General features: G+C 72.6%; 18 protein-coding genes and 1 pseudogene. 11 read left to right on the top strand and 8 right to left on the bottom strand.

The features are described 5' to 3' along the window. Positions 1–58: 58 nt before the first annotated feature. The 3 genes and pseudogenes from AN215_RS19930 to AN215_RS19920 form a co-directional block, all read right to left on the bottom strand. Positions 59–1,519, bottom strand: coding sequence for a glutamate synthase subunit beta (locus AN215_RS19930; protein WP_070012047.1), 1,461 nt, complete (start codon positions 1,517–1,519; stop codon positions 59–61). Further along, a pseudogene (gltB, locus tag AN215_RS19925) lies at positions 1,512–6,140 on the bottom strand (glutamate synthase large subunit). The gene AN215_RS19930 and the pseudogene gltB overlap by 8 nt, the downstream one beginning before the upstream one ends. A 391-nt stretch (positions 6,141–6,531) precedes the next feature. Continuing rightward, a complete protein-coding gene (locus AN215_RS19920) occupies positions 6,532–7,257 on the bottom strand; it encodes a VIT1/CCC1 transporter family protein (protein WP_070012045.1) in 726 nt (241 codons plus the stop codon). A 565-nt stretch (positions 7,258–7,822) separates the two neighbouring features. Here AN215_RS19920 and AN215_RS19915 point away from each other — a divergent pair. The 11 genes from AN215_RS19915 to AN215_RS19865 all read left to right on the top strand — a co-directional run bounded on the left by AN215_RS19915 (position 7,823) and on the right by AN215_RS19865 (position 20,540). Next, positions 7,823–8,986 (top strand): LacI family DNA-binding transcriptional regulator, encoded by a 1,164-nt coding sequence (locus AN215_RS19915; RefSeq protein ID WP_245694559.1) that lies wholly within the window; start codon positions 7,823–7,825, stop codon positions 8,984–8,986. Further along, complete coding sequence (locus AN215_RS19910; protein WP_070012044.1) at positions 8,983–9,942, top strand: carbohydrate ABC transporter permease; 960 nt, start codon at positions 8,983–8,985, stop codon at positions 9,940–9,942. The genes AN215_RS19915 and AN215_RS19910 overlap by 4 nt, the downstream gene beginning before the upstream one ends. Further along, positions 9,939–10,778: a carbohydrate ABC transporter permease gene (locus AN215_RS19905; RefSeq protein ID WP_171904229.1), complete on the top strand. Its 840-nt coding sequence runs from the start codon at positions 9,939–9,941 to the stop codon at positions 10,776–10,778. Before AN215_RS19910 ends, AN215_RS19905 begins: the two co-directional genes overlap by 4 nt. Continuing rightward, positions 10,778–12,076, top strand: coding sequence for an ABC transporter substrate-binding protein (locus AN215_RS19900; RefSeq protein ID WP_070012043.1), 1,299 nt, complete (start codon positions 10,778–10,780; stop codon positions 12,074–12,076). The genes AN215_RS19905 and AN215_RS19900 overlap by 1 nt, the downstream gene beginning before the upstream one ends. A 213-nt stretch (positions 12,077–12,289) precedes the next feature. After that, entirely contained in the window at positions 12,290–13,351 is a 1,062-nt protein-coding gene (locus tag AN215_RS19895; RefSeq protein WP_245694608.1) for an ADP-ribosylglycohydrolase family protein, read from the top strand. Further along, positions 13,344–14,654, top strand: a complete 1,311-nt coding sequence (locus AN215_RS19890; protein WP_070012042.1) for an ADP-ribosylglycohydrolase family protein — start codon at positions 13,344–13,346, stop codon at positions 14,652–14,654. The genes AN215_RS19895 and AN215_RS19890 overlap by 8 nt, the downstream gene beginning before the upstream one ends. Further along, positions 14,651–15,943: an ADP-ribosylglycohydrolase family protein gene (locus AN215_RS19885; RefSeq protein ID WP_079123212.1), complete on the top strand. Its 1,293-nt coding sequence runs from the start codon at positions 14,651–14,653 to the stop codon at positions 15,941–15,943. Before AN215_RS19890 ends, AN215_RS19885 begins: the two co-directional genes overlap by 4 nt. Continuing rightward, positions 15,943–17,370, top strand: a complete 1,428-nt coding sequence (locus AN215_RS19880) for an ADP-ribosylglycohydrolase family protein (protein ID WP_070012041.1) — start codon at positions 15,943–15,945, stop codon at positions 17,368–17,370. Before AN215_RS19885 ends, AN215_RS19880 begins: the two co-directional genes overlap by 1 nt. Positions 17,371–17,456: 86 nt before the next feature. After that, complete coding sequence (locus AN215_RS19875; RefSeq protein WP_070012139.1) at positions 17,457–18,341, top strand: PfkB family carbohydrate kinase; 885 nt, start codon at positions 17,457–17,459, stop codon at positions 18,339–18,341. A gap of 31 nt (positions 18,342–18,372) precedes the next feature. Beyond that, on the top strand, positions 18,373–19,623 hold the full coding sequence (locus AN215_RS19870; RefSeq protein WP_070012138.1) for a CaiB/BaiF CoA transferase family protein: 1,251 nt from the start codon (positions 18,373–18,375) through the stop codon (positions 19,621–19,623). 47 nt (positions 19,624–19,670) lie between these two features. Continuing rightward, the gene (locus AN215_RS19865) at positions 19,671–20,540 is read left to right on the top strand and encodes an HpcH/HpaI aldolase/citrate lyase family protein (protein ID WP_070012137.1); all 870 of its coding nucleotides are present in this window, start codon (positions 19,671–19,673) and stop codon (positions 20,538–20,540) included. A 95-nt stretch (positions 20,541–20,635) separates the two neighbouring features. Here AN215_RS19865 and lgt read toward each other — a convergent pair whose 3' ends face one another. The 5 genes from lgt to trpM form a co-directional block, all read right to left on the bottom strand. Beyond that, positions 20,636–21,637, bottom strand: coding sequence for a prolipoprotein diacylglyceryl transferase (lgt, locus tag AN215_RS19860; RefSeq protein WP_070012040.1), 1,002 nt, complete (start codon positions 21,635–21,637; stop codon positions 20,636–20,638). A 225-nt stretch (positions 21,638–21,862) separates the two neighbouring features. After that, the gene (locus AN215_RS19855) at positions 21,863–22,612 is read right to left on the bottom strand and encodes a DsbA family protein (RefSeq protein WP_245694558.1); all 750 of its coding nucleotides are present in this window, start codon (positions 22,610–22,612) and stop codon (positions 21,863–21,865) included. Positions 22,613–22,700: 88 nt separating this feature from the next. Next, entirely contained in the window at positions 22,701–23,516 is an 816-nt protein-coding gene (trpA, locus tag AN215_RS19850) for a tryptophan synthase subunit alpha (RefSeq protein ID WP_070012135.1), read from the bottom strand. 92 nt (positions 23,517–23,608) lie between these two features. Further along, the gene (gene trpB, locus AN215_RS19845; protein ID WP_070012039.1) at positions 23,609–24,844 is read right to left on the bottom strand and encodes a tryptophan synthase subunit beta; all 1,236 of its coding nucleotides are present in this window, start codon (positions 24,842–24,844) and stop codon (positions 23,609–23,611) included. A gap of 237 nt (positions 24,845–25,081) precedes the next feature. Beyond that, positions 25,082–25,294: a tryptophan biosynthesis modulator TrpM gene (trpM, locus tag AN215_RS28790; RefSeq protein WP_079123210.1), complete on the bottom strand. Its 213-nt coding sequence runs from the start codon at positions 25,292–25,294 to the stop codon at positions 25,082–25,084. Between the last annotated feature and the right edge of the window lie 16 nt (positions 25,295–25,310).

The raw sequence follows: 25,310 nt of genomic DNA, 5'->3' as shown, positions 1-25,310 counted from the left end.
GGTCGGGAGGGGCGGGCGCCGCGGCCGTCGTACGAGGGCGGGCCGGCGGACCTCGGGGTCAGACGGCCATCGCGCGGTCCGTCGGGCCGACGGGCGCCGGGAGGGCGCTCGTGCCCATGAGGTAGCGGTCCACGCCCTTGGCCGCCGAGCGGCCCTCGGCGATGGCCCACACGATGAGGGACTGGCCGCGCCCCGCGTCCCCGGCGACGAAGACGCCGTCGACGTTGGTGGCGTAGTTCCCGTCGCGGGCGACGTTGCCACGCTCGTCGAGCTCGACGCCGAACTGCTCCACCAGGCCGTTCTCACGGTCGACACCGGTGAACCCCATGGCCAGGGTGACCAGTTGGGCCGGGATCCTCTGCTCGGTGCCGGGCTTCTGCTCCGGCTTGCCGTCCTTCATCTCCACCTCGACCAGGTGCAGCCACTGGACGTCGCCGTTCTCGTCGCCCTCGAAGTGGGTGGTGCTGACGGAGTAGACCCGCTCGCCGCCCTCCTCGTGCGCGGAGCTGACCTTGTAGAGCATCGGGAAGGTCGGCCACGGCTGGTTCTCCGAGCGCTCCTCGCCCGGCTTGGGCATGATCTCCAGCTGGGTGACGGACACCGCGCCCTGGCGGTGTGCCGTACCGACGCAGTCGGCGCCGGTGTCGCCGCCGCCGATGACGACGACGTGCTTGCCCTCGGCGCTGATCGGGGAGACCGTCAGGTCGCCCTCCTGCACCTTGTTGGACGGCGGCAGATACTCCATCGCCTGGTGGATGCCGTTCAGGTCACGGCCGGGCACCGGCAGGTCGCGTGCGGTGGTGGCGCCCGCCGCGATGACGACCGCGTCGTGCCGCTTACGCAGCTTCTTCGCGTCGATGTCGCGGCCGATCTCGACCTCCGTACGGAACTTGGTGCCCTCCGCGCGCATCTGCTCGATACGCCGGTTGATGTGCCGCTTCTCCATCTTGAACTCGGGGATGCCGTAGCGCAGCAGCCCGCCGAGGCGGTCGGCGCGCTCGTAGACCACCGCGGTGTGCCCCGCGCGCGTCAGCTGCTGCGCCGCCGCGAGCCCGGCCGGGCCGGAGCCGATGACGGCGACGGTCTTGCCCGAGAGCCGCTCCGGCGGCTGCGGGGTGACGTAACCGTTGTCCCACGCCTTGTCGATGATGGTGACCTCGACGTTCTTGATGGTCACCGGCGGCTGGTTGATGCCCAGCACGCACGCCGACTCGCACGGCGCGGGGCACAGCCGCCCCGTGAACTCGGGGAAGTTGTTGGTCGCGTGCAGCCGCTCGCTCGCGGCCGACCAGTCCTCGCGGTAGGCGTAGTCGTTCCACTCGGGAATGAGGTTGCCGAGCGGGCAGCCCTGGTGGCAGAAGGGGATGCCGCAGTCCATGCAGCGCCCGGCCTGCTTGCTGACGATCGGCAGCAGCGAGCCCGGTACGTAGACCTCGTTCCAGTCCTTCACCCGCTCCTCGACGGGACGGGACTGCGCGACCTCACGGTCGGTGTTCAGGAAGCCCTTGGGGTCAGCCATTGATCGCCGCCTCCATCATCTTCTCGTGGGTCTCGGACTCGCTGAGTCCGGCTCGCTCGGCGGCGTCCTTGGCGGCGAGCACTGCCTTGTAGGTGGCGGGGATGACCTTGCCGAAGCGCGTGAGAGCCGTGTCCCAGTCGGCCAGCAGGGCCTCGGCGACGGTCGAACCGGTCTCCTGGTGGTGGCGGCGCACGACGTCGTGGAGCCACGCCTTGTCCTCGTCGTCGAGGTCCTCGTGGCCGTGGACGGCGTCCCGCAGGCCCGCGTTGACGTTGTCCGGGTCGAGATCGACGACGTACGCGGTGCCGCCGGACATGCCGGCGCCGAAGTTGCGGCCCGTCTCCCCCAGTACGACGGCCGCGCCGCCCGTCATGTACTCGCAGCCGTGGTCGCCGACGCCCTCGGAGACCACGAGCGCGCCGGAGTTGCGGACGCAGAACCGCTCGCCCACCTTGCCGCGCAGGAACATCTCGCCGCCGGTCGCGCCGTAGGCGAGGGTGTTGCCGGCGATCGTGGAGAACTCGGCGAGATGGTCGGCGCCGCGGTCCGGGCGGACCACGAGCCGTCCGCCCGAGAGGCCCTTGCCGACGTAGTCGTTGGCGTCGCCCTCCAGGCGCAGCGTGACGCCGCGGGGCAGGAACGCGCCGAAGGACTGGCCGGCCGATCCTGTGAAGGTGATGTCGATGGTGTCGTCGGGCAGTCCGGCGCCGCCGAACTTCTTCGTCACCTCGTGTCCGAGCATCGTGCCGACGGTCCGGTTGATGTTGCGGATCGCCAACTGGCCGCGTACGGGCTGCGCGTCCTGACCGGAGTCGGCGGACAGCGCGTCGGCGGACAGTTTGATCAGCTCGACGTCGAGCGCCTTGGCCAGGCCGTGGTCCTGCTCGGTGACCTGGTGCATCACGGCGCCGTCGGGCAGGTCGGGCACGTGGAGCAGCGGTTCCAGGTCCAGGCCCTGGGCCTTCCAGTGGTCCACGGCGCGGCTGACGTCGAGGAGTTCGGCGTGCCCGATGGCCTCGTCCAGGCTGCGGAAGCCGAGCTCGGCGAGGAGCTCGCGGACCTCTTCGGCGATGAACTGGAAGTAGTTCACGACGAATTCGGCCTTGCCGTTGTAGCGCTCGCGCAGCACCGGGTTCTGCGTGGCGATGCCGACCGGGCAGGTGTCCAGGTGGCACACGCGCATCATGATGCAACCCGAGACGACCAGCGGCGCCGTCGCGAAGCCGAACTCCTCCGCGCCGAGGAGCGCGGCGACGACCACGTCACGGCCGGTCTTCAGCTGCCCGTCCGTCTGTACGACGATGCGGTCGCGGAGCCCGTTGAGCAGCAGCGTCTGCTGAGTCTCGGCCAGGCCCAGCTCCCACGGTCCGCCCGCGTGCTTGAGCGAGGTGAGCGGGGAGGCGCCCGTACCGCCGTCGTGACCGGAGATGAGCACCACGTCGGCGTGTGCCTTGGAGACGCCGGCGGCGACCGTGCCGACGCCGACCTCGGAGACGAGCTTGACGTGGATACGGGCCTGCGGGTTGGCGTTCTTCAGGTCGTGGATGAGCTGGGCGAGGTCCTCGATGGAGTAGATGTCGTGGTGCGGCGGCGGCGAGATGAGGCCGACGCCGGGCGTGGAGTGCCGCGTCCTGGCGACCCACGGGTAGACCTTGGGGCCGGGCAGCTGCCCGCCCTCGCCGGGCTTGGCGCCCTGGGCCATCTTGATCTGGATGTCGTCGGAGTTGACGAGGTATTCGCTGGTGACGCCGAAGCGGCCGGAGGCGACCTGCTTGATCGCCGAGCGGCGCGCCGGGTCGTAGAGCCGTACGGCGTCCTCGCCGCCCTCACCGGTGTTGGACTTGCCGCCCAGCTGGTTCATGGCGATGGCGAGGGTCTCGTGCGCCTCCTGCGAGATGGACCCGTAGGACATGGCGCCCGTGGAGAACCGCTTGACGATCTCGCTGACGGGCTCGACCTCCTCGATCGGGACCGAGGGGCGCTCGTCCTTGAGCTGGAAGAGCCCGCGCAGCGTCATCAGACGCTCGGACTGCTCGTCGACGCGCTGCGTGTACTGCTTGAAGATGTCGTAGCGGCGGGCGCGCGTGGAGTGCTGGAGGCGGAAGACCGTGTCCGGGTCGAACAGGTGCGGCTCGCCCTCGCGGCGCCACTGGTACTCGCCGCCGATCTCCAGCGCGCGGTGCGCCGCTGTGATGCCGGTGACCGGGTAGGCCTTGGCGTGGCGGGCGGCGACCTCCTTGGCGACGACGTCCAGGCCGGCGCCGCCGATCTTCGTGGTGGTGCCGTGGAAGTAGGTGTCGACGAAGGACTCGTCGAGGCCGACGGCTTCGAAGACCTGGGCGCCGCGGTAGGAGGCGACGGTGGAGATGCCCATCTTGGACATCACCTTCAGCACGCCCTTGCCGAGTGCCTTGATCAGATTGCGGATCGCGTCCTCGGCCGGCATGTCGCCGGGCAGGAAGGTGCCGTCCCGTACGAGGTCCTCGACGGTCTCCATGGCCAGGTACGGGTTGACGGCGGCCGCGCCGTAGCCGATGAGCAGCGCGACGTGGTGCACCTCGCGCACGTCGCCGGCCTCGATCAGCAGGCCGACCTGGGTGCGCTGCTTGGTCCGGATCAGGTGGTGGTGGACCGCGGAGGTCAGCAGCAGCGACGGGATCGGTGCGTGCTCGGCGTCGGAGTGGCGGTCGGAGAGCACGATCAGCCGGGCGCCGGCCTCGATGGCGGCGTCGGCCTCGGCGCAGACCTCCTTGATCCGCTCGGACAGGCCCCTGCCGCCCTCGTGCACGCGGTAGAGACCGGAGAGCGTCGTGGACTTGAAGCCCGGCAGATCGCCGTCGGCGTTGATGTGTATGAGCTTGGCCAGCTCGTCGTTGTCGATGACGGGGAAGGGCAGGGTCACGCTGCGGCAGGACGCGGCGTTCGGCTCCAGCAGGTTGCCCTGCGGCCCGAGCGAGGAGTGCAGGGAGGTGACGAGCTCTTCGCGGATGGCGTCCAGCGGCGGGTTGGTGACCTACGCGAAGAGCTGCGTGAAGTAGTCGAAGATCAGCCGCGGGCGGTCGGAGAGCGCGGCGATCGGCGAGTCCGTGCCCATCGAGCCGATCGGCTCCGCCGCGGTCCTGGCCATGGGCGCGAGCAGGACGCGCAGCTCCTCCTCGGTGTAGCCGAAGGTCTGCTGGCGGCGCGTGACGGAGGCGTGCGTGTGCACGATGTGCTCACGCTCGGGCAGGTCGGCCAGGTCGAGGAGCCCGGCCTCCAGCCACTCCTCGTACGGCTGCTCGGACGCGAGCTGCTGCTTGATCTCGTCGTCCTCGATGATGCGGTGCTCGGCGGTGTCCACGAGGAACATGCGGCCCGGCTGGAGACGTCCCTTGCGCACGACGCGGGAAGGGTCGATGTCGAGGACGCCGACCTCGGAGCCGAGGACGACGAGACCTTCGTCGGTGACCCAGTAGCGGCCGGGGCGCAGCCCGTTGCGGTCGAGCACGGCGCCGACCTGGGTGCCGTCGGTGAAGGTGACGCAGGCGGGGCCGTCCCAGGGCTCCATCATCGTGGAGTGGTACTGGTAGAAGGCCCGGCGTGCGGGGCTCATCGAGTCGTGGTTCTCCCACGCCTCGGGCACCATCATCAGCACCGAGTGCGGCAGTGAACGCCCGCCCAGGTGCAGCAGTTCCAGCACCTCGTCGAAGGTGGCGGAGTCGGAGGCGCCGGGGGTGTTGACGGGGAACGTCCGCTCCAGGGCCTTGCGCTGCTCGGCCTGGTCGCCGCCGCGTCCGAAGAGCTCGGAGGAGAGCTGGGACTCGCGGGCGCGCATCCAGTTGCGGTTGCCCTGCACCGTGTTGATCTCGCCGTTGTGCGCGACGAAACGGTACGGGTGCGCCAGCGGCCAGCTCGGGAAGGTGTTGGTGGAGAAGCGGGAGTGCACCAGGGCGATGGCGCTGGTGAAACGGCGGTCGGACAGGTCGGGGAAGAAGGGCTCCAGCTGACCGGTGGTCAGCATGCCCTTGTAGACCAGGGTGCGGGAGGAGAGCGACGGGAAGTAGATCCCCGTCTCGCGCTCGGCGCGCTTGCGCAGCACGAAGGCGAGACGGTCCAGCGCGATGCCCGTACGGGGGGCGCCGGCGTCCCCTTCCGTCCCGGCGTCCGTCGCCGCATCGGTCACGAAGAGCTGCCGGAAGGACGGCATGGTCTCCCTGGCGCCCGGCCCGAGGAGTTCGGGGGCGACCGGCACCTCGCGCCAGCCGAGAACGGTCAGTCCCTCTTCGGACGCCAGCGTCTCGATCTGCGAGACGGCCTCCGCGGCCTCCGTCTCCTCGGCGGGGAGGAAGGCGATGCCGACGGCGTAGCCGCCGGCCTCCGGTAGCGGGAAGCCGGCGGTCTCGCGCAGGAAGGCGTCGGGGACCTGGAGCAGCAGGCCCGCGCCGTCGCCGGTGTCGGGGTCGGAGCCGGTGGCGCCGCGGTGCTCCAGGTTGCGCAGTACGGTCAGCCCCTGCTGGACGAGGGCGTGGCTGGGTTCACCGCTCAGGGTCGCCACGAAGCCGACACCGCAGGCGTCGTGCTCGTACCGGGGGTCGTACATGCCCTGCTTGGCAGGGTGGGCGGCCTGAAACGATGCACGCATCGGCTCTCCCGTCGTCGTGGCTCGAGGCTCCCCCGGCGGGAGCCTGGGGGGCTTTGGGGTCGGTCCCCCTGGGTGCCCGAGGGGGTGCCGAGGGACGACGTTGGCCCTCTGTAGAACAAATTTCCGTGAAGATTACATGGTGGACCACACCTCGAAAAAAAGATGCGTCGTCTCGGATCGTGGGCGCGACGACCACATCGCGATACAAGGAGGGTTGGTCCCCAGGGCCTGCGGCGGGGGTACGGGTGGCCCCCTGCGCAGCGGCTCGGCATGCGGCCCGTCGCGGGCGTCATTGCTCGCGGACCTCCGGGCTTTTGCCCCGCTCCAGGCGGCCTGAAACCGTGAGGTAACAAGTAGATCGTACCGGGAGTGCCGCCGAACGGGCCATGGCTCACCCCACGGCCACACCGAAGGCGGCACCCAGCCCGTACGTCACGGCCGCGGCGGCGGCGCCCAGCCCCAGCTGCCGCAGTCCGCTGAACCACCACTGCCGCGCGGTGACACGCGCCACCATCGCGCCGCAGGCGAAGAGCCCGGCGAGAGCCAGCACCACCGCGTACCACAGCGAGGTCGCGCCCAGCAGATACGGGAGGACGGGCAGTACGGCGCCGACCGAGAAGGACAGGAACGAGGAGACCGCAGCGGTCGTCGGCGAGGGCAGATCGCCCGGATCGACGCCGAGCTCCTCACGGGCGTGCGTCTCCAGCGCCTGCTCGGGGTCCTCGTGGAGCTGCCGGGCGACCTCCGCGGCGAGCCGGGGCTCCACCCCGCGCGACTCGTACACCGCCGCGAGCTCCTTCAGTTCGTCCTCGGGGTGCCGCCGCAGCTCCCGCCGCTCGACCTCCAGCTCGGCCTGGACCAGTTCGCGCTGCGAGGCGACCGAGGTGTATTCGCCCGCCGCCATCGAGAAGGCGCCCGCGACGAGCCCCGCCAGACCGGAGATGACGATGACCCGGTTCGAGGCGTCGCTGCCCGCGACGCCCGCCACGAGTCCGAGGTTGGAGACGAGCCCGTCCATGGCGCCGAAGACGGCCGGACGCAGCCAGCCGCCGTTGATGTCCCTGTGGGTGTGGGTGTGATCCGCGCCGTCCGCTGTGTCCCGCTCCATGACCGCCATGTCTTGTCCGCATCGTCCTTCTGCCACGGGCGGAGCCGACCGCCCGCTCCGCGCCTTTTCAGCACTTCGAAGGTATGCGCGAAATGACCGCTCCCGCCAGCAAGGAAGGCCGAACTTACCTGGTGGGAACGGGGGCACCGCGGCGTCGGGGCCCGGGGCGCGCACCCGCCGGGGGCGGAGCAGAGAGGGGCGTGCCCACACGCAACCGCGCGGCCCGGGCCGAAGGGCAGCCAGGGCCCGGGCCACGGTGCCCACCCCCGTCCGGCCCCGCTCCCGCCTGTTCCAACCCCCGCTCCCGCCGGGCAGCCGCGGGCTGCTGCGGCGCGCGCAGACCGCGCCGTTCGCGGTGCCGGCCCGCGCCCTTCGCGCCGAGGACGTGCGTACGCAGGGGTTGACGGCGGCTCTGCGTGGCCGCAGGATGCCTGACCGTGGCTGTAAACGTTTCCAGTTCTCGTCGGCGCGTCCACGACCCGGGACTTACAAGGCCGGACCGCGCCGGGCCGGACCGCGCCGGGCCGGTGTCGGCGTCAGGGCCAGGATCAGCGGGTGGAAGGGGCGGGAAGCCGTGGTGACGACAGGCGGGCCTCCCACCGTCGAGACGATCGCCGAACGGGCCGGGGTCTCCATCGCCTCGGTCTCCCGCGTGCTCAACGGCCACGGAGCCCGGCCCGAGACCGTACGCCGCGTGGAGCGTGCCGCGGCCGAGGTCGGCTACGTGCCCAACGCGGTGGCCCGCTCCCTCAAGGGAGGCCGCACCAAGCAGCTGACGTTCGCCATGCAGGACATCGGCAACCCCGTGTACGTCGCGATGGTCCGCCAGATCCAGACGATCACCAAGGCCCAGGGCTACCGGCTGCTCCTGCACTCGACCGACGCCGTCGCGGAGGACGAGCTCGCCGTCGTGCGCAGCCTCGCCGACCGTACGAGCGACGGGCTGATCCTCTGCCCCATCCGCATCACCCCCGAGCACGTCGAGGCGCTGCGCACCGCAGCCCAGCCGGTCGTCGTCATCGGTTCCCTGCCCGAGGACGCCCCCGTCGACAGCGTGCGCGCCGACTCCGTCACCGGCGCCGAGCTGGCCGTACGGCACCTGGTGGCCACGGGCCGCCACCGGATCGCGTTCATCAACGGGCCCGCGGACACCGTCCCCGGACACAACCGCAGCCAGGGCTACCGGCGGGCTCTGGACGCGAGCGGCCTGCCCGCCGACCCGGAGCTCGTCGTGACCACCGAATTCACCATCGAGGCGGGCGCCCGCGCCCTGCACCGGCTGCTGGAGCGGTCACCAGGGCAGGAACCGGGGCGGAGAGCAGCGGCCGAGGGCGCCGCCGACCGCGCCCGCCCCGTCGACGCCGTCTTCTGCGCCAACGACCAGCTCGCACTCGGCGCCTCACAGGCACTGCACTCGCGCGGTCTGCGCATCCCCGAGGACGTCGCGGTCGTCGGCATGGACGACACCGTCCTGGTGCGGGCCGGCTGGCCGCCGCTGACCAGCGTCGACCTGGGCTCCGCGGAGCGCGGGAAGATCGCGGCGGAGATGCTGCTGGAGCGGATCTCCGGTGCGGAACCGGCCTTGCCGCCGCGCGTGCGGACCGTCACGCCCCGGCTGGTCGTACGCGCCAGCTCCGCACCGCCCGCCCCGCCGGGCTCCGCCGGGACCGCGGGAGCCGCCGGGCCCCCCGAACCCGCCGGACCCTCCGGACCCGCCCCCGAGGAGCTGACCCCGTGAGCGTCACCGCACCCGGCACCTCCGCGAGCACCGCGAGCGCCGGCACCCCGCCGCCCAGGTCGGCACCGGAGCGCAGGAGAGCCCTCGGCCTGGACCGCGACGCGTGGTTCCTGCTGCTGCCCGCCCTGCTGCCGATCCTGCTGCTGAGCGCCGGGCCCCTGCTGTACGGACTGTCGTTGGCCTTCACCAACGCGCAGTCGGGCCGTACGTCGAGGACCGAGTTCACGGGCCTCGCCAACCTCGCGGACCTGCGGCTGGACTCCCTCTTCTGGGACTCCTTCAAAATCGGCCTCGTCTGGGCCGTCTGCGTGACGGCGCTGCAGTTCCTGCTGGCGCTCGGCCTGGCCGTCCTGCTCAACCAGAATCTCCGCTTCCGCTGGCTGGCCCGTACGCTCGCGCTCGTACCGTGGGCGATGCCGGAGGTCGTCGTCGGCATCATGTGGCGGCTGGTCTACAACCAGGACGCCGGGATCCTCAACGCCACCCTGCGCGACCTGCATCTGATATCCGAGAACGTCGACTGGCTCGCGGGCATCTCCCTCGCCCTCCCCGCGGTGATCGTGGTCGGCGTGTGGGCGGGGATGCCGCAGACGACCGTCGTACTGCTGGCCGGACTGCAGAACGTACCGCTGGAGCTGCACGAGGCCGCCGCGCTGGACGGTGCCGGTCTCTGGCGCCGCTTCCGCGCCGTGACCTGGCCGGCGCTGAAGCCCGTCGTGCTCGCGATCACCGCGCTCAACTTCATCTGGAACTTCAACTCCTTCGGCCTGGTCTACGTGCTCACCGGCGGAGGACCGGGCGGCGAGACACGGCTGCCGATGCTCTTCGCCTACGAAGAGGCCTTCCGTTACGGGCAGTTCGGCTATGCCGCCGCGATGGGCCTGGTGATGGTGGCCGTCATCGCCGTGCTGCTGACGGTCTTCCTGCGCAACCGCCTCAAGGAGGACGACCAGTGATCACCTCCCGGTCCGCCGCCGCACGAGCCGGCCAGTATCTGGCGCTGCTGTGCTATCTGGTCTTTCTCGCCTTCCCGCTCTTCTGGCTGCTCTCCACCGCTTTCAAGTCCCCGCAGGAACTGGGCTCGGTGGACGCGGCATGGCTGCCGCGGCACCCCTCGCTGGACAGCTTCAGCTCCGCCTTCGAGCAGCAGCCGCTGGCGCGTTCGGCTCTCAACAGCGTGATCGTGGCGTCGTGCGCGGCGGCCGTGTCGGTGGCGGTCGCGGTGCCCGCGGCGTACGTGATGGTCCGGTACCGCTCGGCTGTCAGCAAGGCCGCGACCGGCTGGATCCTGGTCAGCCAGATGTTCCCGTTCGTACTGGTGATCATCCCGTTGTTCCTGGTGCTGAAGAGCTTCCACCTCATCAACTCCCTCGCCGGGCTGGTCCTCGTGTACGTGGTGTGGAACCTGCCGTTCGCGCTGTGGATGCTCCAGGGCTACGTACGTGCCGTGCCCGCCTCGCTGGAGGAGGCCGCCGCGATCGACGGCTGCAGCCGCTTCCGAACCCTGCTGAGCGTGGTCTTCCCCCTGCTCACACCCGGTGTGGTGGCCACGGTGATGTTCTCCTTCGTCACCGCCTGGAACGAGTTCTTCTTCGCCCTGGTCCTGCTCAAGTCCCCGGAGAAGCAGACGATGTCCGTGATCCTCACCCACTTCATCGGCGCGGAGGGCGCCGCCGATCTGGGGCCGCTCGCCGCGGCCGCGCTCATGGCCACCCTCCCGAGCCTCCTGTTCTTCGCGCTGCTCCAGCGACGCCTGGTCAGCGGCATCATGAGCGGGGCGGTGAAGGGCTGATGCGGCGCCGCGACTTCCTCACCACGGCGGCGGCCGGAGCCGGCGCCCCCGCCCTGCTCGGCGCCTGCGCCTCGTCCGCGGGAGGCGACTCGGGTCCGCTGGAGTATCTGAGCCTCGCCTGGCAGAAGGAGTCCATCGAGGTGAACAAGGCGCTGGTCGCCGAGTGGAACAAGCGCAACCCGTCGGTGAAGGTCCGCTATGTGCAGGGCTCCTGGGAGAGCGTCCACGACCAGTTGCTGACGTCCTTCGAGGGCGGCGAGGCGCCCGACATCATCCACGACGAGGCCAACGACCTCACCGACTTCGCGCACGGCGGCTATCTCGCCGATCTGCGCACGCTGCTGCCCGAAGGGCTCAAGGGGCAGATCTCCAAGGCCAATTGGGACACCGCCACCATCGCGGGCGGCATCTACGGTGTGCCGTTCCTGCACGATCCGCGGGTGCTGATCGCCAACCGGAAGATGCTGGAGAAGTCCGGCGTGCGGATTCCGGCGGCCGGACGGCCGTGGAGCTGGGGCGAGTTCGAGGACGTGGCGAAGGAACTGACGGTCCCCGGGCGCCGGTACGGCGTCGCCTGGTCGATGAAGGAGCCCGTCAACCAGTCCGTGAACCTCGCCATGAGCACCGGCGGAGCCGTCTTCCACCGGGAGCGCGGCAAGGACGTCGTCCGCCTCGGCGAAGCCGACTCCCACGTCATCGAGCTGATCCACCGGCAGGTCAACGAGGACCGGACGGCGGCCAGAGGCAGCCTCGGCATGGCGGGTTCCGACACCCTCCCGGGCTTCTTCGCCGGAAGGTACGCGGTCCTGCCGCTCAACTTCTCCTTCCGGCAGCAGGTCATGCAGCAGGCGCCGGACGGCTTCGAATGGGTGACGCTGCCGATGCCCGCCGGGCGCGCGGCGGACGGCGGGGGACAGCTTCAGGGTGTGAGCCCGCAGACCCTGTCCGTCTCGCAGGACACTTCGCGGAAGAAGGCAGCCATGGCGTTCATCGCGTTCATGACCCGGCCCGGCCACATGGCGCGCCTCGCCGAGGGCGACTGGCTGGTGCCCACCGGGCGTGAGGCGCTGCGCGATCCAGCCCTCAACACCGACGAGCACGGCTGGAGCACCGGCCTCCGCATCGCCTCGGACCTGCGCGCCTCGCCCGTACTCGGCGTACGCGGCTATCCCGAATGGAAGGACAAGGTCGCCACCCCCGCGCTCCAGGAGTACTACGCGGGCGGGATCGGCCTGCGAGCCCTCCGCGAAAAGCTCGTCGGCGACGGCAACCGCATCCTCGCCAGATACCAGCGCTGAACGACGCGACATCCACCGGCCCGCACCTGCCTGCACCCGGAGCACGGGCCCGCACCCGCACCGCCACAGCACAGAACGGCAGCCCGCACCATGAGCGCAGCCCCCGCCTCCTCCTCCGTCTCCTCCCCCGGCACGTGTTCCCCGTCATCCGACCCCGGTCCCCCGGTCACGGCTCTACCGCCCGCGGCGCTGCGCGAGCGGGCCCGTGGCGGGATGCTCGGGCTCGCGGTCGGCGACGCCCTCGGCGCTCCCGCGGAGAACATGAAGCCCTCCCAGATCAGGGAGCGGTGGGGACGCATCGAGGGGTTCGTCGAGGAGGAACCGTCGGGCACGGACGACACCGAGTACGCCATCTTCTCCGGGCTGATGCTCGCCGAGCACGGCTCGGACCTGACCCTCGCCCACGTCGAGGAGGCGTGGCACCGCTGGATCGCCAACCTCGACGAAGGCCCCTTCCGCGGCGCCGGGTTCAGCGAGCGCGGCACCCTGGAGAACCTGCGCCGGGGCCTGGCCGCTCCCATCTCCGCTCAGCACCGGCACGCCTGGAGCGACGGACTCGCCATGCGTGCCGCCCCGTTCGGCATCTTCGCCGCGGGACGCCCCGCCGAGGCCGCCCGGCTCGTCGCGCTCGACGGCACGGTCAGCCACGACGGCGAGGGCATCTACGGCGGGCAGGCCGTGGCCGCGGGTGTGGCCGCCGCGATGGTGGGCCGCAGCACGGACGTCGTGATCGCGGCGGCGCTCTCCGTCGTGCCCGAGGACTCCTGGACGGCTCGCTCCCTGCGGCGCGCCGTCGCCACCGCTCAGCGCGCCCGCAGCGACCGCGACGCCACCCGGCTCGGACGGGAGCGCGCCGTGCGCTCCGCCGTCGTGATCGGCGGCTACCCGTGGATGGATCTGGCACCGGAGGCCGTCGGCCTCGCCTTCGGAGCGTTCGCCGTCGCACGCGGCGACTTCAGGGACTCCGTTCTGACCGCCGTCAACATGGGCCGCGACGCCGATACGACGGCTGCCGTCGCCGGCGCGCTCGCGGGCGCCCTCGGCGGAGCGCGCGCCGTACCGGAGGAGTGGGCGGCGGCGGTCGGGCCCGCGCGGGGCAGCTGTCTGCCGTCGATGGCGGGCTACCACGTCCTGGACGTCGCGGAGTTGCTCACTCCTCCGTCCCCTCCGCCGTCGCCGCCGCTCCCCTGCCGGGACGGCGACGGGACGACGGAGGGACGCCGGAAGGACGGACGGCGGACGGACGGGGCGACGGAGGGACGGGGCGATGAGTGAGGCGGGAACGGACGGCAGAGTCGTCAGAGCCCGCGGAAAGCACCCGCTCCGCTGCGGTTCCGCGGGCCCCCGGGCGAGCGCCGGCGCCACGGTGGCCGCCGCCTCCGGCGCGCCACGCGGCGGCGGGGAACCGGCCGGGGACCCGCACCGCATCGAGGGGCTGCTCCTCGGGATCGCCGCGGGTGACGCGGCCGGTTGGCCGGCCGCCCGGCACCGCGCCTCGCGGATGCCGGAGTGGACGCGGCGGCTCACCCGCGAACTCGACACCTTCGCCGAGCACAACGCCACCACCACCCTCCCGGTGCCCATCGCCCTCAACCAGCCGCCGGAACCGCTGCGGCTGGGCCCGTCCGACGACGCCGAATGGGCGGCGTTCACCGCGGAGTCGGTGCTCACGGCCGCCGGGGCGCTCCTGAGCGACCTCGGCCGGGACCGGCGGATGCGCGCCGCCCTCGACCTGGCCTGGAACGAGCTGGCGGGCGAGGTCGCCGCCGCCGCGGGCCGCGCCCCGGAGGTGGAGTCCGCGGTGCTGCCGCTGCGTGCCCGCATCTCCGTACGGGCGGGGCTGGGCAACCTCGCGACCGGGCTGCGGCCCCCGGCGACCGGCCACGACAATCCGCACTACTTCGACGACGCGGCCTGCGTGCGCGCGTCCGTGCTGGCGACGGTGCACCCCGGGAATCCCGCCGCCGCGGCCGACCTCGCCGAGTGCGACGCCCGCTATACGCAGGACGGCGACGGCGTGCACGGGGCCCGCGCCATGGCGTCCGCCGTCGCCGAGGCGCTGGGCGGCGCGGACGCCGAGGCGTGCGTCGCGGCGGCGCTGGAGCAGCTGCCCCCCGGCACGGAGATCCTCCGCAACGCGCGGCACGCCGTGCGCCTCGCCCGCGAGGCGGCCGCCGACCGCGCGGGCAGACCGGGCGGCGCCTTCGCCCTGGTGCCGGTGCTGGAGCACGAGATCGTCGACCACATCTACAGCTACGGCATCGCCGCCGCGGAGACCGTGCCCGTCGCCCTCGCGCTGTCCCTGGCGGGCGGCGGCTCGGTCGCGGAGGCGGTGCCGGCCGCGGCGTGCCTGTCGCGGGTGGCGGACTCCGCTCCCGCGCTGGCGGGCGCCCTGACCGGGGCGATCGGCGGCGGCGCGGACATTCCCGCCGGATGGCGGGAGGCCTGCCGCACGCTCTCCGGATGTGCGTTGCCGCGCCTTGCCGGACGGGACCTCGTCGAGCTCGCCCAACTCCTCGCGCGTACCGAACTCACCACGCCCGAGGGCACTTCCGTGGAAGGAACGAACTGCGCATGACGTCCACGCCCACCTCCAGCCCGACCTCCGCCCCGACGTCCGCACCGACGCCCACGTCCTCGCCGGCCCTGGAGGACCGCGCCACCGGCTGCCTGGTGGGAGCCGCGGTCGGTGACGCCCTCGGCGGGCCCGTCGAAGGCTGGAGCCCGGAGCAGATCGTGGAACGCCACGGCGGGCGGGTGCAGGGCATCGTCGGCCCCTTCTACGAGGACTGGCGCAACGCCCGGCCCATCGCCCCGTACCACAAGGGCGACGGGCACGTCACCGACGACACCCTCATGACGCACGCCCTGGTGCGGGTCTACGAGCAGGTGCGCGACCACCTGGGCGCGTACGACGTCGCCGAGCGTCTCGTGCCGGACCTGATGGGCAGTCCGCGCTGGATTCCCGAACTCGAAGCCGAGGCACTGCCGTTGCAGCGCATCTTCCTCGCGGAGAAGTGGATCGTCGCACGGCTGCACTACGGACACGCCGATCCCAGGGAGGCGGGCGTCGGAAACATCGTCAACTGCGGTGCCGCGATGTACATGGCGCCGGTGGGCGTCGTCAACGCCGGTAATCCGGCGGCTGCTTACGCGGAGGCGCTGGATGTCGCCGCCGCCCACCAGTCCTCGTACGGAAGGGAGGCAGCCGGGGTGTTCGCGGCGGCCGTCGCCTCCGCGTGCCGGCCGGGCGCGACGCCGCAGTCGGTCGTCGAGGACGTGCTGGCGCTGGCGAAGGACGGCACCCGGGAGGCGGTCGCGGCGGTCTGCGAAGTGGCCGCGCGGCACGGCGACTTCGAGGCTGCGCTGCAGCCGCTGCGGGACGCCGTCGCACCGTACGACACGGTCGGCCCCGAGTACCGCAGCCCGTCGCTCGGTGCGCGCCGCCCTTCCCGGCTGCACTCCATCGAGGAACTGCCCGTCGCCCTGGGCATGTTGCTGGTCGGCGGCGGCGACTTCCGCACTACGGTGCTCGGTTCGGTCAACTACGGCCGGGACTGCGACTCCATCGCCACCATGAGCGGAGCCCTCGTCGGCGCGATGCGGGGTGCGGCGGCCGTCCCGGAGGAGTGGAGCGCGGAGGTCGCCCGGGCCAGCAGGCTCGATCTGCACGCCCCTGCGGCGTCCCTCGCCGGGGTCGCCCGCGAGGTCTTCGGCCGTGACCAGGAGCGCCGCCGCGCCCACGAGGCCGCCTTCCGGGCGATCGCGGCGGACGCCGGGGACTCCCCTGACACGGCGGACTCCCCGGACACGGCAGTCGCGGCAGGGCCCGTGGAAGCGGCACGTGCGGCGGGCGGGGATTCGTGATGCGGCTGACGTGGGTACAGCCCGAGGACCTGCTCGGGCACGAGCTGCGGCAGGCCGCCGAGGACGGCCGCGACGCGTCGGCCGTCGAGCGCGTGTGGCGCGACGCGGGCGGCGCGGACGCACCGGAGCGAGCAGGCGCGTCCGCAGCCCCGGCGGACGGACGGCTTCGTGCCACGGCGCTGCGGCTGCTCGACGAACTCGCCCTGCTGCCCTCACCGTTGGCCGCCGACGAGCCGGCGGATCTCGCCGCCGTCAAGGCGGCGTGTCCCGACTGGCCCGCGGCGCGCACCACTCGGGAACCCCTCGCGCACGGCGGGCTGCGCGAGCGTCTGGAAGCGGCCTGGCTGGGCCGTGCGGCGGGCTGCCTGCTCGGCAAACCCGTCGAGAAGATGACGCTCGCCGGCATCCGCGAGGTCGCGCGCGCCACGGGCAACTGGCCGCTGGACGGGTGGTTCACCCAGCGGGGACTCCCCGAGGAGACCGCGCGCCGCCTGCCCTGGAACCGGCGCAGCGCGCCGACGTCCCTCGCCGAGAACATCGACGGCATGCCGGAGGACGACGACCTCAACTACCCGCTGCTGGGGCTGCTGCTGCTCCAGCGCCACGGCCACGGCTTCACCACCGCCGACGCCGCCGCGCTCTGGCTGGACGAACTGCCGGCGGGCCGTACGTTCACCGCGGAGCGCGTCGCGTACCGCAACCTCCTCGACGGCCTGGTGCCTCCGGAGACCGGCCGCCGGCACAACCCCTTCCGCGAGTGGATCGGCGCGCTGATCCGCGCCGACGTCTTCGGCTGGACGCACCCCGGCGACCCGGCGGCCGCGGCCGAACTGGCCTGGCGCGACGCCACGTTGAGCCACACCGGCAACGGCGTGTACGGGGAGATGTTCGCCGCCGCCGTCGTCGCGGAGGCGGCCTCCGGCACCGGGGCGGACGTCCTGGCGTGCCTCCGTACGGGCCTGCGCGTCGTGCCTGCAAGGTCCCGTCTCGCCCGCGCCGTCACCTTCGGAATCGACACGGCGCTCGCCGAGGCGACCGGCACCGCCGCCGGGTTCGAGTCCGTCGTCGACCGGCTCCACGAGGAGTACGGACACCACCACTGGGTGCACGTCCTGCCCAACGCCGCGCTGCTGGCCGCCGCGCTCACCCACGCCCGCGGCGACTTCACCGGCTCCGTCTGCCGTGCCGTCTCCGGCGGCTGGGACACCGACTCGGTGGGCGCGACCGCGGGCTCCGTCGCGGGACTCCTCGCGGGCTCGCCCGGCGCGCTGCCCGCACGCTGGACGGCCCCGCTGAAGAACCGCCTGGCCACGAGCGTCGGCGGTTTCGACGGAACCGGCTTCGACACCCTCGCCCGCCTCACCTGCGATCTCGCACTCCCACTCCCCCGCCCGTCCACGGACCGACAGGAGATCCCCGCACCGTGACTCCCACGACGCCGGCCCCGACGCCGGCCCCGACGTCACCGCCGGCCCTTGCCGCACCGGCCATCACGGTGCTGGGCAGCACCAACATGGACCTCGTCGCGTACGTCGCGACCGCGCCCCGGCGCGGCGAGACCGTCACCGGTCACGCCTTCCGCACCGTCCCCGGCGGCAAGGGCGCCAACCAGGCCGTGGCCGCGGCCCGTTCGGGCGGTGCCGTCTCGATGATCGGTGCGGTCGGGGAGGACGACTTCGGGGTGCGCCTGCGGGCGTCGCTCACGGAGGCGGGCGTGGACACCGGCGGTCTGCGCACCGTCGAAGGTGAGAGCGGCACCGCTCACATCGTCGTGGACGGCGAAGGGGCCAACTCGATCGTCGTCGTACCGGGCGCCAACGGCACCGTCGACGGCCTCGCCCACGGCGACGAGCGCCGCATCGCCGCCGCCGACGCGCTGCTCCTGCAGCTGGAGATCCCCCTGACGGGCGTGCTCGCGGCGGCACACGCGGCACGCGAGCACGGCGTCCGCGTCGTGCTCACTCCCGCACCCGCACAGCCCCTGCCCCCCGAACTTCTCGCCGTCACCGACCTGTTGGTCCCCAACGAACACGAAGCGGCCGTCCTCACCGGCAAGTCCGACCCGTACGACGCGGCGTCCGCCCTGCTCGCCTCCGTGCCCGAGGCCGTCATCACGCTCGGCGCGAAGGGCTCGCTGTACGCCGTACGGGACGCGGAGCCGGTGCATGTACCGGCTCCCCGCGTGAAGGCCGAGGACACCACCGCCGCCGGGGACACCTTCGTGGGCGCGCTGGCCGTGGCCCGCGGCGAGGGCCGCCCCGTACAGGACGCCCTGGCCTGGGCGTCGGCCGCCGCCGCCCTGTCCGTACAGCGAGCCGGAGCGTCCGCGTCCATGCCGCACCGCGCCGAGACCGACGCCTTCGCCGCAGGGCTCCTGGAAGGCCGGACATCCCGATGAACCGGACACCCCGATGAAGGACGTGTACGCCATGCACGACGCGACCGGCCCCCGCGGCACCACCACCGCGGACGCGGCCCCTGCGGTCCCGGCCCGGCCCGCACCGCTGGAGGGCCTCCGGGTCCTCGACCTCGCCACACTCTTCGCAGGTCCCCTCGCGGCCACCATGCTGGGCGACTTCGGCGCCGACGTGATCAAGATCGAGCATCCGCGCAGGCCCGACCCGTCGCGCGGACACGGACCCGCCAAGGACGGCGTCGGCCTGTGGTGGAAGCTGCTCGGCCGGAACAAGCGCAACCTCACCCTCGACCTGTCCACGCCCGGCGGACGTGACGTGCTGCTGCGCCTGGTTGCCGGAGCCGACGTCGTCATCGAGAACTTCCGCCCCGGCACCCTGGAGAAGTGGGATCTGGGCTGGGATCAGCTCTCGGCCGCCAATCCGCGCCTGGTGCTCGCCCGCGTCACCGGCTTCGGGCAGTTCGGCCCGTACGCGCGCCGGCCCGGTTTCGGCACCCTCGCCGAGGCGATGAGCGGCTTCGCCGCCGTCACCGGCGAGCCGGACGGTCCTCCGACGCTGCCGCCGTTCGGGCTCGCCGACTCCGTCGCCGCCCTGGCCACTTCGTACGCCGTCATGACGGCGCTGCACAGCCGGGAACGCACCGGTGAGGGACAGGTCGTCGACATGGCGATCATCGAGCCGATGCTGGCGGTGCTGGGCCCGCAGCCCATCTGGTACGACCAGCTCGGCTACGTGCAGCCCCGCACCGGAAACCGGTCGTCGAACAACGCCCCCCGCAACACCTACCGCACCGCGGACGGCGCGTGGCTCGCCGTCTCGACCTCGGCGCAGTCCGTCGCCGAGCGGGTGCTGCGCCTGGTCGGGCACCCGGAGTTCCTCGACGAGCCGTGGTTCGCCACGGGAGCCGGGCGGGCCGCGCACGCGGACGAGCTGGACGAGGTGGTCGGCGGGTGGATCGCGCGTCACGGCCGTGACGAAGTGGTCGCCGCGTTCGAGCAGGCCGAGGCGGCCGTCGCCACCGTCAACGACATCCGCGGCGTCATGGACGACGAGCAGTACCGGGCCCTCGGCTCGATCACCGAGGTCGAGGACGACGAACTGGGCAAGGTCCGCATGCAGAACGTCCTCTTCCGGCTCTCGCGGACGCCGGGCGCCGTCAGATGGGCGGGACGGCCGCACGGCAGCGACACGGACTCCGTCCTCGGCGAACTCGGCCTGACCGAGCGGGAGATCACCGCGCTGCGGGACGGCGGGGCGCTGTGAGCGGCGGGCAGCTGCGGGACGCGGCCGACGGCACGCCGGACGGCCGGGTGAGCCCGCTCCCCCTGACCTGGCTCTACGCGCCGGGCGACCGGCCGGACGTCGTACGCAAGGCCCTCACCTCGGGTGCCCACGTGGTGATCGTCGACCTGGAGGACGCGGTCGCCCCGGACCGGAAGGAGTACGCGCTGCGGGCCACGGCCGAGCTGCTCGCCGATCCGCGTCCCGGGCCCGTACCCGTCCATGTCCGCGTGAACGCCCTGGACGGTCCGCTGTCCGCGGCGGAGGTCCGCAGCCTCGCGGCCCTGCCCGGACTGGCGGGGCTGCGGCTGCCGAAGGTGGACGGCGCCGCGGACGTCGTACGCGTCGCGCGGTGGGCGCGTGCCGTGCACGCCGGGGACCGGGAGGCGGTGCCGGCCGCGGCAGGCGTTCCGGCGCTGTACGCGCTGCTCGAATCCGCGCTGGGCATCGAGAACGCCTTCACCGTCGCGACCGCGCATCCCGCCGTACGGGGCATCGCGCTGGGCGAGGCCGACCTGCGGGCCGTGCTCGGGGTGACCGGGGAGGCGGGCCTCGCCTGGCCGAGGAGCCGGGCCGTGGTCGCCGCACACGCGGCCGGACTGGATCCGCCGCCGCAGTCCGTCTACCCGGACGTCTCCGACTCGGAGGGGCTGGCCAGATCCTGCGCCGCGGGCCGCAGCCTGGGGTTCCTCGGACGCACCGCCATCCACCCGTGCCAGCTGGAGATCATCGAACGGGCGTATCTGCCCTCCCCTCAGGAGGTCGAGGCCGCGGAGGAGGTCCTGAAGGCCGCGGCCACCGGCGCGGGCGCGCTGGCGCTCCCCGACGGACGGTTCGTCGACGCGGCCGTCGTCGCGGGCGCCCAGCGGACGCTCGCCCTCGCCAGGCGCCGCCCCTGACGTGGACGACCCGTGCCGGGCGCCTGTGGCGGCCTCCGGCACGGGTCGTCGTGCTTCAGCGTGTGCGGTTCAGCTGGTGCGGTTCAGCTCGGGCCTCAGGTGGCTCCGCCGGAACTCTCCGGGGCGGACACCGCGGAGGGCGGGCCGCTGCCGGTCCCGTCGCCGTCGGATCCGCCGGTGGTCTTCGCGGAGGCCGGCGAGGCGGGCGAGGCGGGGCCGCTCTTGTCCTTGCCGCTGCTCTTCCCACCGGACGAGGAGCCGTCGCCCGGGGCCTCCGGCTCGACGATCTCCTCACGGCCGGGCCGCGTCCGCGCGGAGATGACGATGCCGACGACGGCGGCCACGAAGACGACGAGCGACGTCCAGTCGTTGAGCCGCAGCCCGGCGATCTGGTGGGCGTCGTCGACGCGCAGGTACTCGATCCAGAAGCGGCCGAGGGTGTAGGCGGCGATGTACAGCCCGAGGACCCGGCCGTGCCCGAGCTTGAAGCGGCGGTCCGCCCAGATCACGAGGGCCGCGACGCCCACGCACCACAGGGACTCGTACAGGAACGTCGGGTGGTAGGTGACCAGGTTCGGGGTGTCGACGGGCCGGTGCTGGGCGTCGATCTCCAGCGCCCAGGGGAGATCCGTGGCCCGTCCGTACAGCTCCTGGTTGAACCAGTTGCCCCACCGGCCGATGGCCTGCGCGAGCGCGACGCCGGGGGCCACCGCGTCCGCGTATGCGGGGAGCGGGATTCCGCGCCTGCGGCAGCCGATCCAGGCACCCAGCGCACCGAGGGCGACGGCGCCCCAGATCCCGAGGCCGCCGTCCCAGATCTTGAAGGCGTCGAGCCAGTTGCGGCCTTCGCCGAAGTAGAGCTGGTAGTCGGTGATGACGTGGTAGAGACGTCCACCGACCAGGCCGAACGGCACAGCCCACACGGCGATGTCGGCGACGGTGCCGACACGGCCGCCGCGCGCGACCCAGCGCCGGCCGCCGAGCCACACGGCGACGAAGACGCCGAGGATGATGCAGAAGGCGTAGCCGCGCAGCGGAACCGGGCCGAGATGAATCTCGCCGGCCGAGGGGCTGGGGATGAATGCAAGGATCTCCATGGCGGTCCCGACGCTACATTGCCCGGCCTCGCCATCGGCAATGCACCCTGTGCAACAGCTCCATAACGGCCGATCGGCGCAGGCCCCGGCCCCGGCCGTCCGCACGGCCTCACCGACCGGGACGCCGGTCCTGCCACGGGCGGCGGCGTGGACGAGACCTTCGCCACACCCGGGCCCGTCGCCCGGACCTGCCGTCCGGGCGACGGAACCCGCGCCGAAGCCGTTTCAGCTCTTCGCGGCGACCTTCTTCTTCAGCGACGCCGGAGTCAGCGGCTCGCTCTTCCCGTAGACGCTCTCCCCGTCGAGCAGCACCGTGGGCGTCGACTGGTGGCCCGACTTCTTGAAGTCGGCGCCCGTCTTCTTCACCCAGTCCTTGTGCGTGCCGTCGTCGACGCACTCGCGGAAGCGCGGGCCGTCGAGGCCGTCGACCTTCCCGGCGAGCGCGATGAGCTGCTTGCCGCTGCTGAAGGCGTCTTCCTGCTCGGGCGGCTGGTTCCGGTAGAGCACGTCGTGGAACTGGCGGAACCTGCCGGCGTCCCGCGCGCACGCCGCCGCGTTCGCCGCACGGTGCGAACCCCTGCCGCCCAGGTTGTCGTCGATGATCGTCACGAGGTGGTACTCGGTCCTCAGCTTGCCCTGTTTCTCCAGGCTCCGGATCGTGCCGCGGAACTGCTCCTCGAACTGGGCGCAGGCCGGGCAGCGGAAGTCCTCGTAGACGGTGAGCGTCGCCGGGGCGTCCCGCTTGCCCACGGCGATGGGCTTGGCGTCGTCGGCTCCGCCGCCCTTGGAAGTCTGCTGCGCCACCAGGGCGCCCACTCCGCCGCCGACGACGAGCAACGCGACGACCACGCCGCCCACCTTCAGCTGCCTGCCCCGCTTGCGCGCGGTGCGCTGCCGCTCGCGCGCGGCCCGCATGCGCTCGGTGGCTGCACGGTTCCCCTGGTGACGTTCTTCGTTCTTCTTCTGGCTCTTCACACCGTGAGCCAACGAACGGGAGCCCGGGCCGCCTGCGCGACCGCCCCGCGTTTCGCCCGAAAGAGCGAGACGCGGGGCGGTCGCAGCTTCAGCGGCCTTGGTCCGCGGCCCTCCGCCGTACGCCCGCGGCGAGTTCGGCCGCCAGGGTACGTACGTCCGCCAGCCCGGAGCCCAGGTCGTCCGGGTGCGCGAGCAGCTTCTTCACGAAGGCCGAACCGACGATGACGCCGTCCGCGAAGGCGGCGACCTCCTCCGCCTGAACGGCGTTCGAGACACCCAGCCCGACGCAGACGGGCAGCCGCGTCGTCGCCCGCGTACGCTCCACGAGCTGCTGCGCTTCACGGCCCACCGACTCCCGGGTCCCGGTGACGCCCATCAGCGAAGCGGCGTACACGAAGCCGCTGCCCGCCGCCGTGATCTTCGCCAGCCGCTCGTCCTTGCTGCTCGGGGCGACGACGAACACCGTCGCCAGTCCGTGCTGTTCGGCGGCCTTGCGCCAGCCCTCCGACTCCTCCACGGGAAGATCCGGCAGGATGCAGCCGGCCCCGCCCGCGGCGGCCAGTTCGGCGGCGAAGCGCTCCACGCCGTAGCGGTCCACAGGGTTCCAGTACGTCATGCACAGCACCGGCTTGCCCGTGGCGGCGTGAGCCTCGCGGACCGTACGGATGACGTCGGCGATGCGGACGCCGCCACGCAGGGCGATGTCGTCGGCGGTCTGGATGACGGGGCCGTCCAGCACGGGGTCGCTGTGCGGCAACCCGACCTCGACGATGTCGCAGCCGCTCTCCAGCAGCGCGACGCACGCCTCGATGCCGCCGTCGACGGTGGGGAACCCGGCGGGCAGATAGCCCACGAGGGCCGCCCGGTTCTCCGCACGCGCCCCTGCCAGTACGGAGTCCAGCAGTTCGACGCCGCCGGTGGCCGCGCCCGTTGCCGTTGCCGTGGCGGTGTGCGCGGGTGAACCCGCCCCGGCCGTCGCTCCGTTCACTTCCGCGCTCACTGGTCCGCCCCCTCGTCGTACAGGCCGAAGTAACGCGCGGCGGTGTCCATGTCCTTGTCGCCGCGCCCGGAGAGATTCACCAGGATCAGCCCGTCCGGGCCGAGTTCCCTTCCCAGCTCCAGCGCACCGGCGAGCGCGTGTGCGCTCTCGATCGCCGGGATGATGCCTTCCGACTCGGACAGCAGCCGCAGGGCGCGCATGGCTTCGTCGTCGGTGACAGGCCGGTAGTCCCCGCGTCCCGACTGCTTCAGATACGCGTGTTCCGGCCCGATGCCCGGGTAGTCCAGACCGGCCGAGATCGAGTACGGCTCGGTGATCTGCCCCTCGTCGTCCTGCAGTACGAAGCTGCGCGAGCCGTGCAGGATGCCGGGCTCGCCGACGGACAGCGTTGCGGCGTGCTCCCCGGACTCCACGCCGTGCCCGGCCGCTTCGAGGCCGACGAGCCGTACCTCCTCGTCGTTCAGGAACGCGTGGAAGAGCCCGATGGCGTTGGAGCCACCGCCCACGCACGCGGCGACTGCGTCCGGCAGCCGCCCGGCCCTCTCCAGGATCTGGCGGCGCGCCTCGACGCCGATCACACGGTGGAAGTCGCGTACGAGCAGCGGGAAGGGGTGCGGGCCCGCGACCGTGCCGAAGAGGTAATGGGTGCGGTCGACGTTGGCGACCCAGTCGCGGAACGCCTCGTTGATGGCGTCCTTGAGGGTGCGGCTGCCGGAGGCGACCGGTACGACCTCGGCGCCGAGCATCCGCATCCGGGCCACGTTCAGCGCCTGGCGCCGGGTGTCGATCTCGCCCATGTAGACGGTGCATTCGAGGCCGAAGAGGGCGCAGGCGGTGGCCGTGGCCACACCGTGCTGACCCGCGCCGGTCTCGGCGATGACGCGGGTCTTGCCCATGCGCTTGGTCAGCAGGGCCTGACCGAGCACGTTGTTGATCTTGTGTGAACCGGTGTGGTTGAGGTCCTCGCGCTTGAGGAAGACGCGGGCGCCGCCCGCCTGTTCGGCGAAGCGCGACACCTCGGTCAGCGGGCTGGGACGGCCGGTGTAGTTGACCATCAGGTCTTCGAGTTCGGCGGCGAAGGCGGGGTCTGCCTTCGCCTTCTCGTACTCGACGGCCACCTCGTCGACGGCGGCGACGAGCGCCTCCGGAATGAACTTGCCGCCGAAGGCACCGAAATAGCCTCCGGTATCGGGGACCCGGCCCTCGGGGTCGGGAATGAAGTAGTCGGACATCCGACGTGCTCCTCGTGAAGTGCAGATGTGCGGAAGTACGGACGGGTCGGTGTCATGCGCGTGCGGCAACGCCTCGGCGGCCGTCCGTGCTGCCACGGTCCGCCGGTCGTCCGGGGCGCCCGGTTCGTCCGGGGCGCCCGGCAGCTCATCGGCCCAGCGGCCCAGCGGCCCAGCGGCCCAGGCGGCTCCGGAACCCGGAGGCCGGCAACTCAGCGGTCCGGCCGGCGAACCGCCGGCTCAGCGGTCCGCCCGGCGGGCGGCCGTCCACGCGCATGCGGCCGCGCGCCATCGGCGGCCGTTGATCTGCCCCGGCTCGCAGCCGATGTGGTAGCGCACCCGCCGTCCGTGCACCCGGCGCGCGGGAGCCCGGCACCCGCGCGGCCTGCAGCCCCGCGCCAGCGCCGCGTACGGGCCGCGCGGATGCCGGTGCCGTTCGGGGGCGGCGGTCATGCGGGGAGGCATACGG

Source organism: Streptomyces abyssalis (genome assembly GCF_001751365.1).
Classification (GTDB): Bacteria; Actinomycetota; Actinomycetes; order Streptomycetales; family Streptomycetaceae; genus Streptomyces; species Streptomyces abyssalis.
Note: the sequence above shows the minus strand (reverse complement) of the source record. Positions and strands in the feature narration are given on the sequence as shown.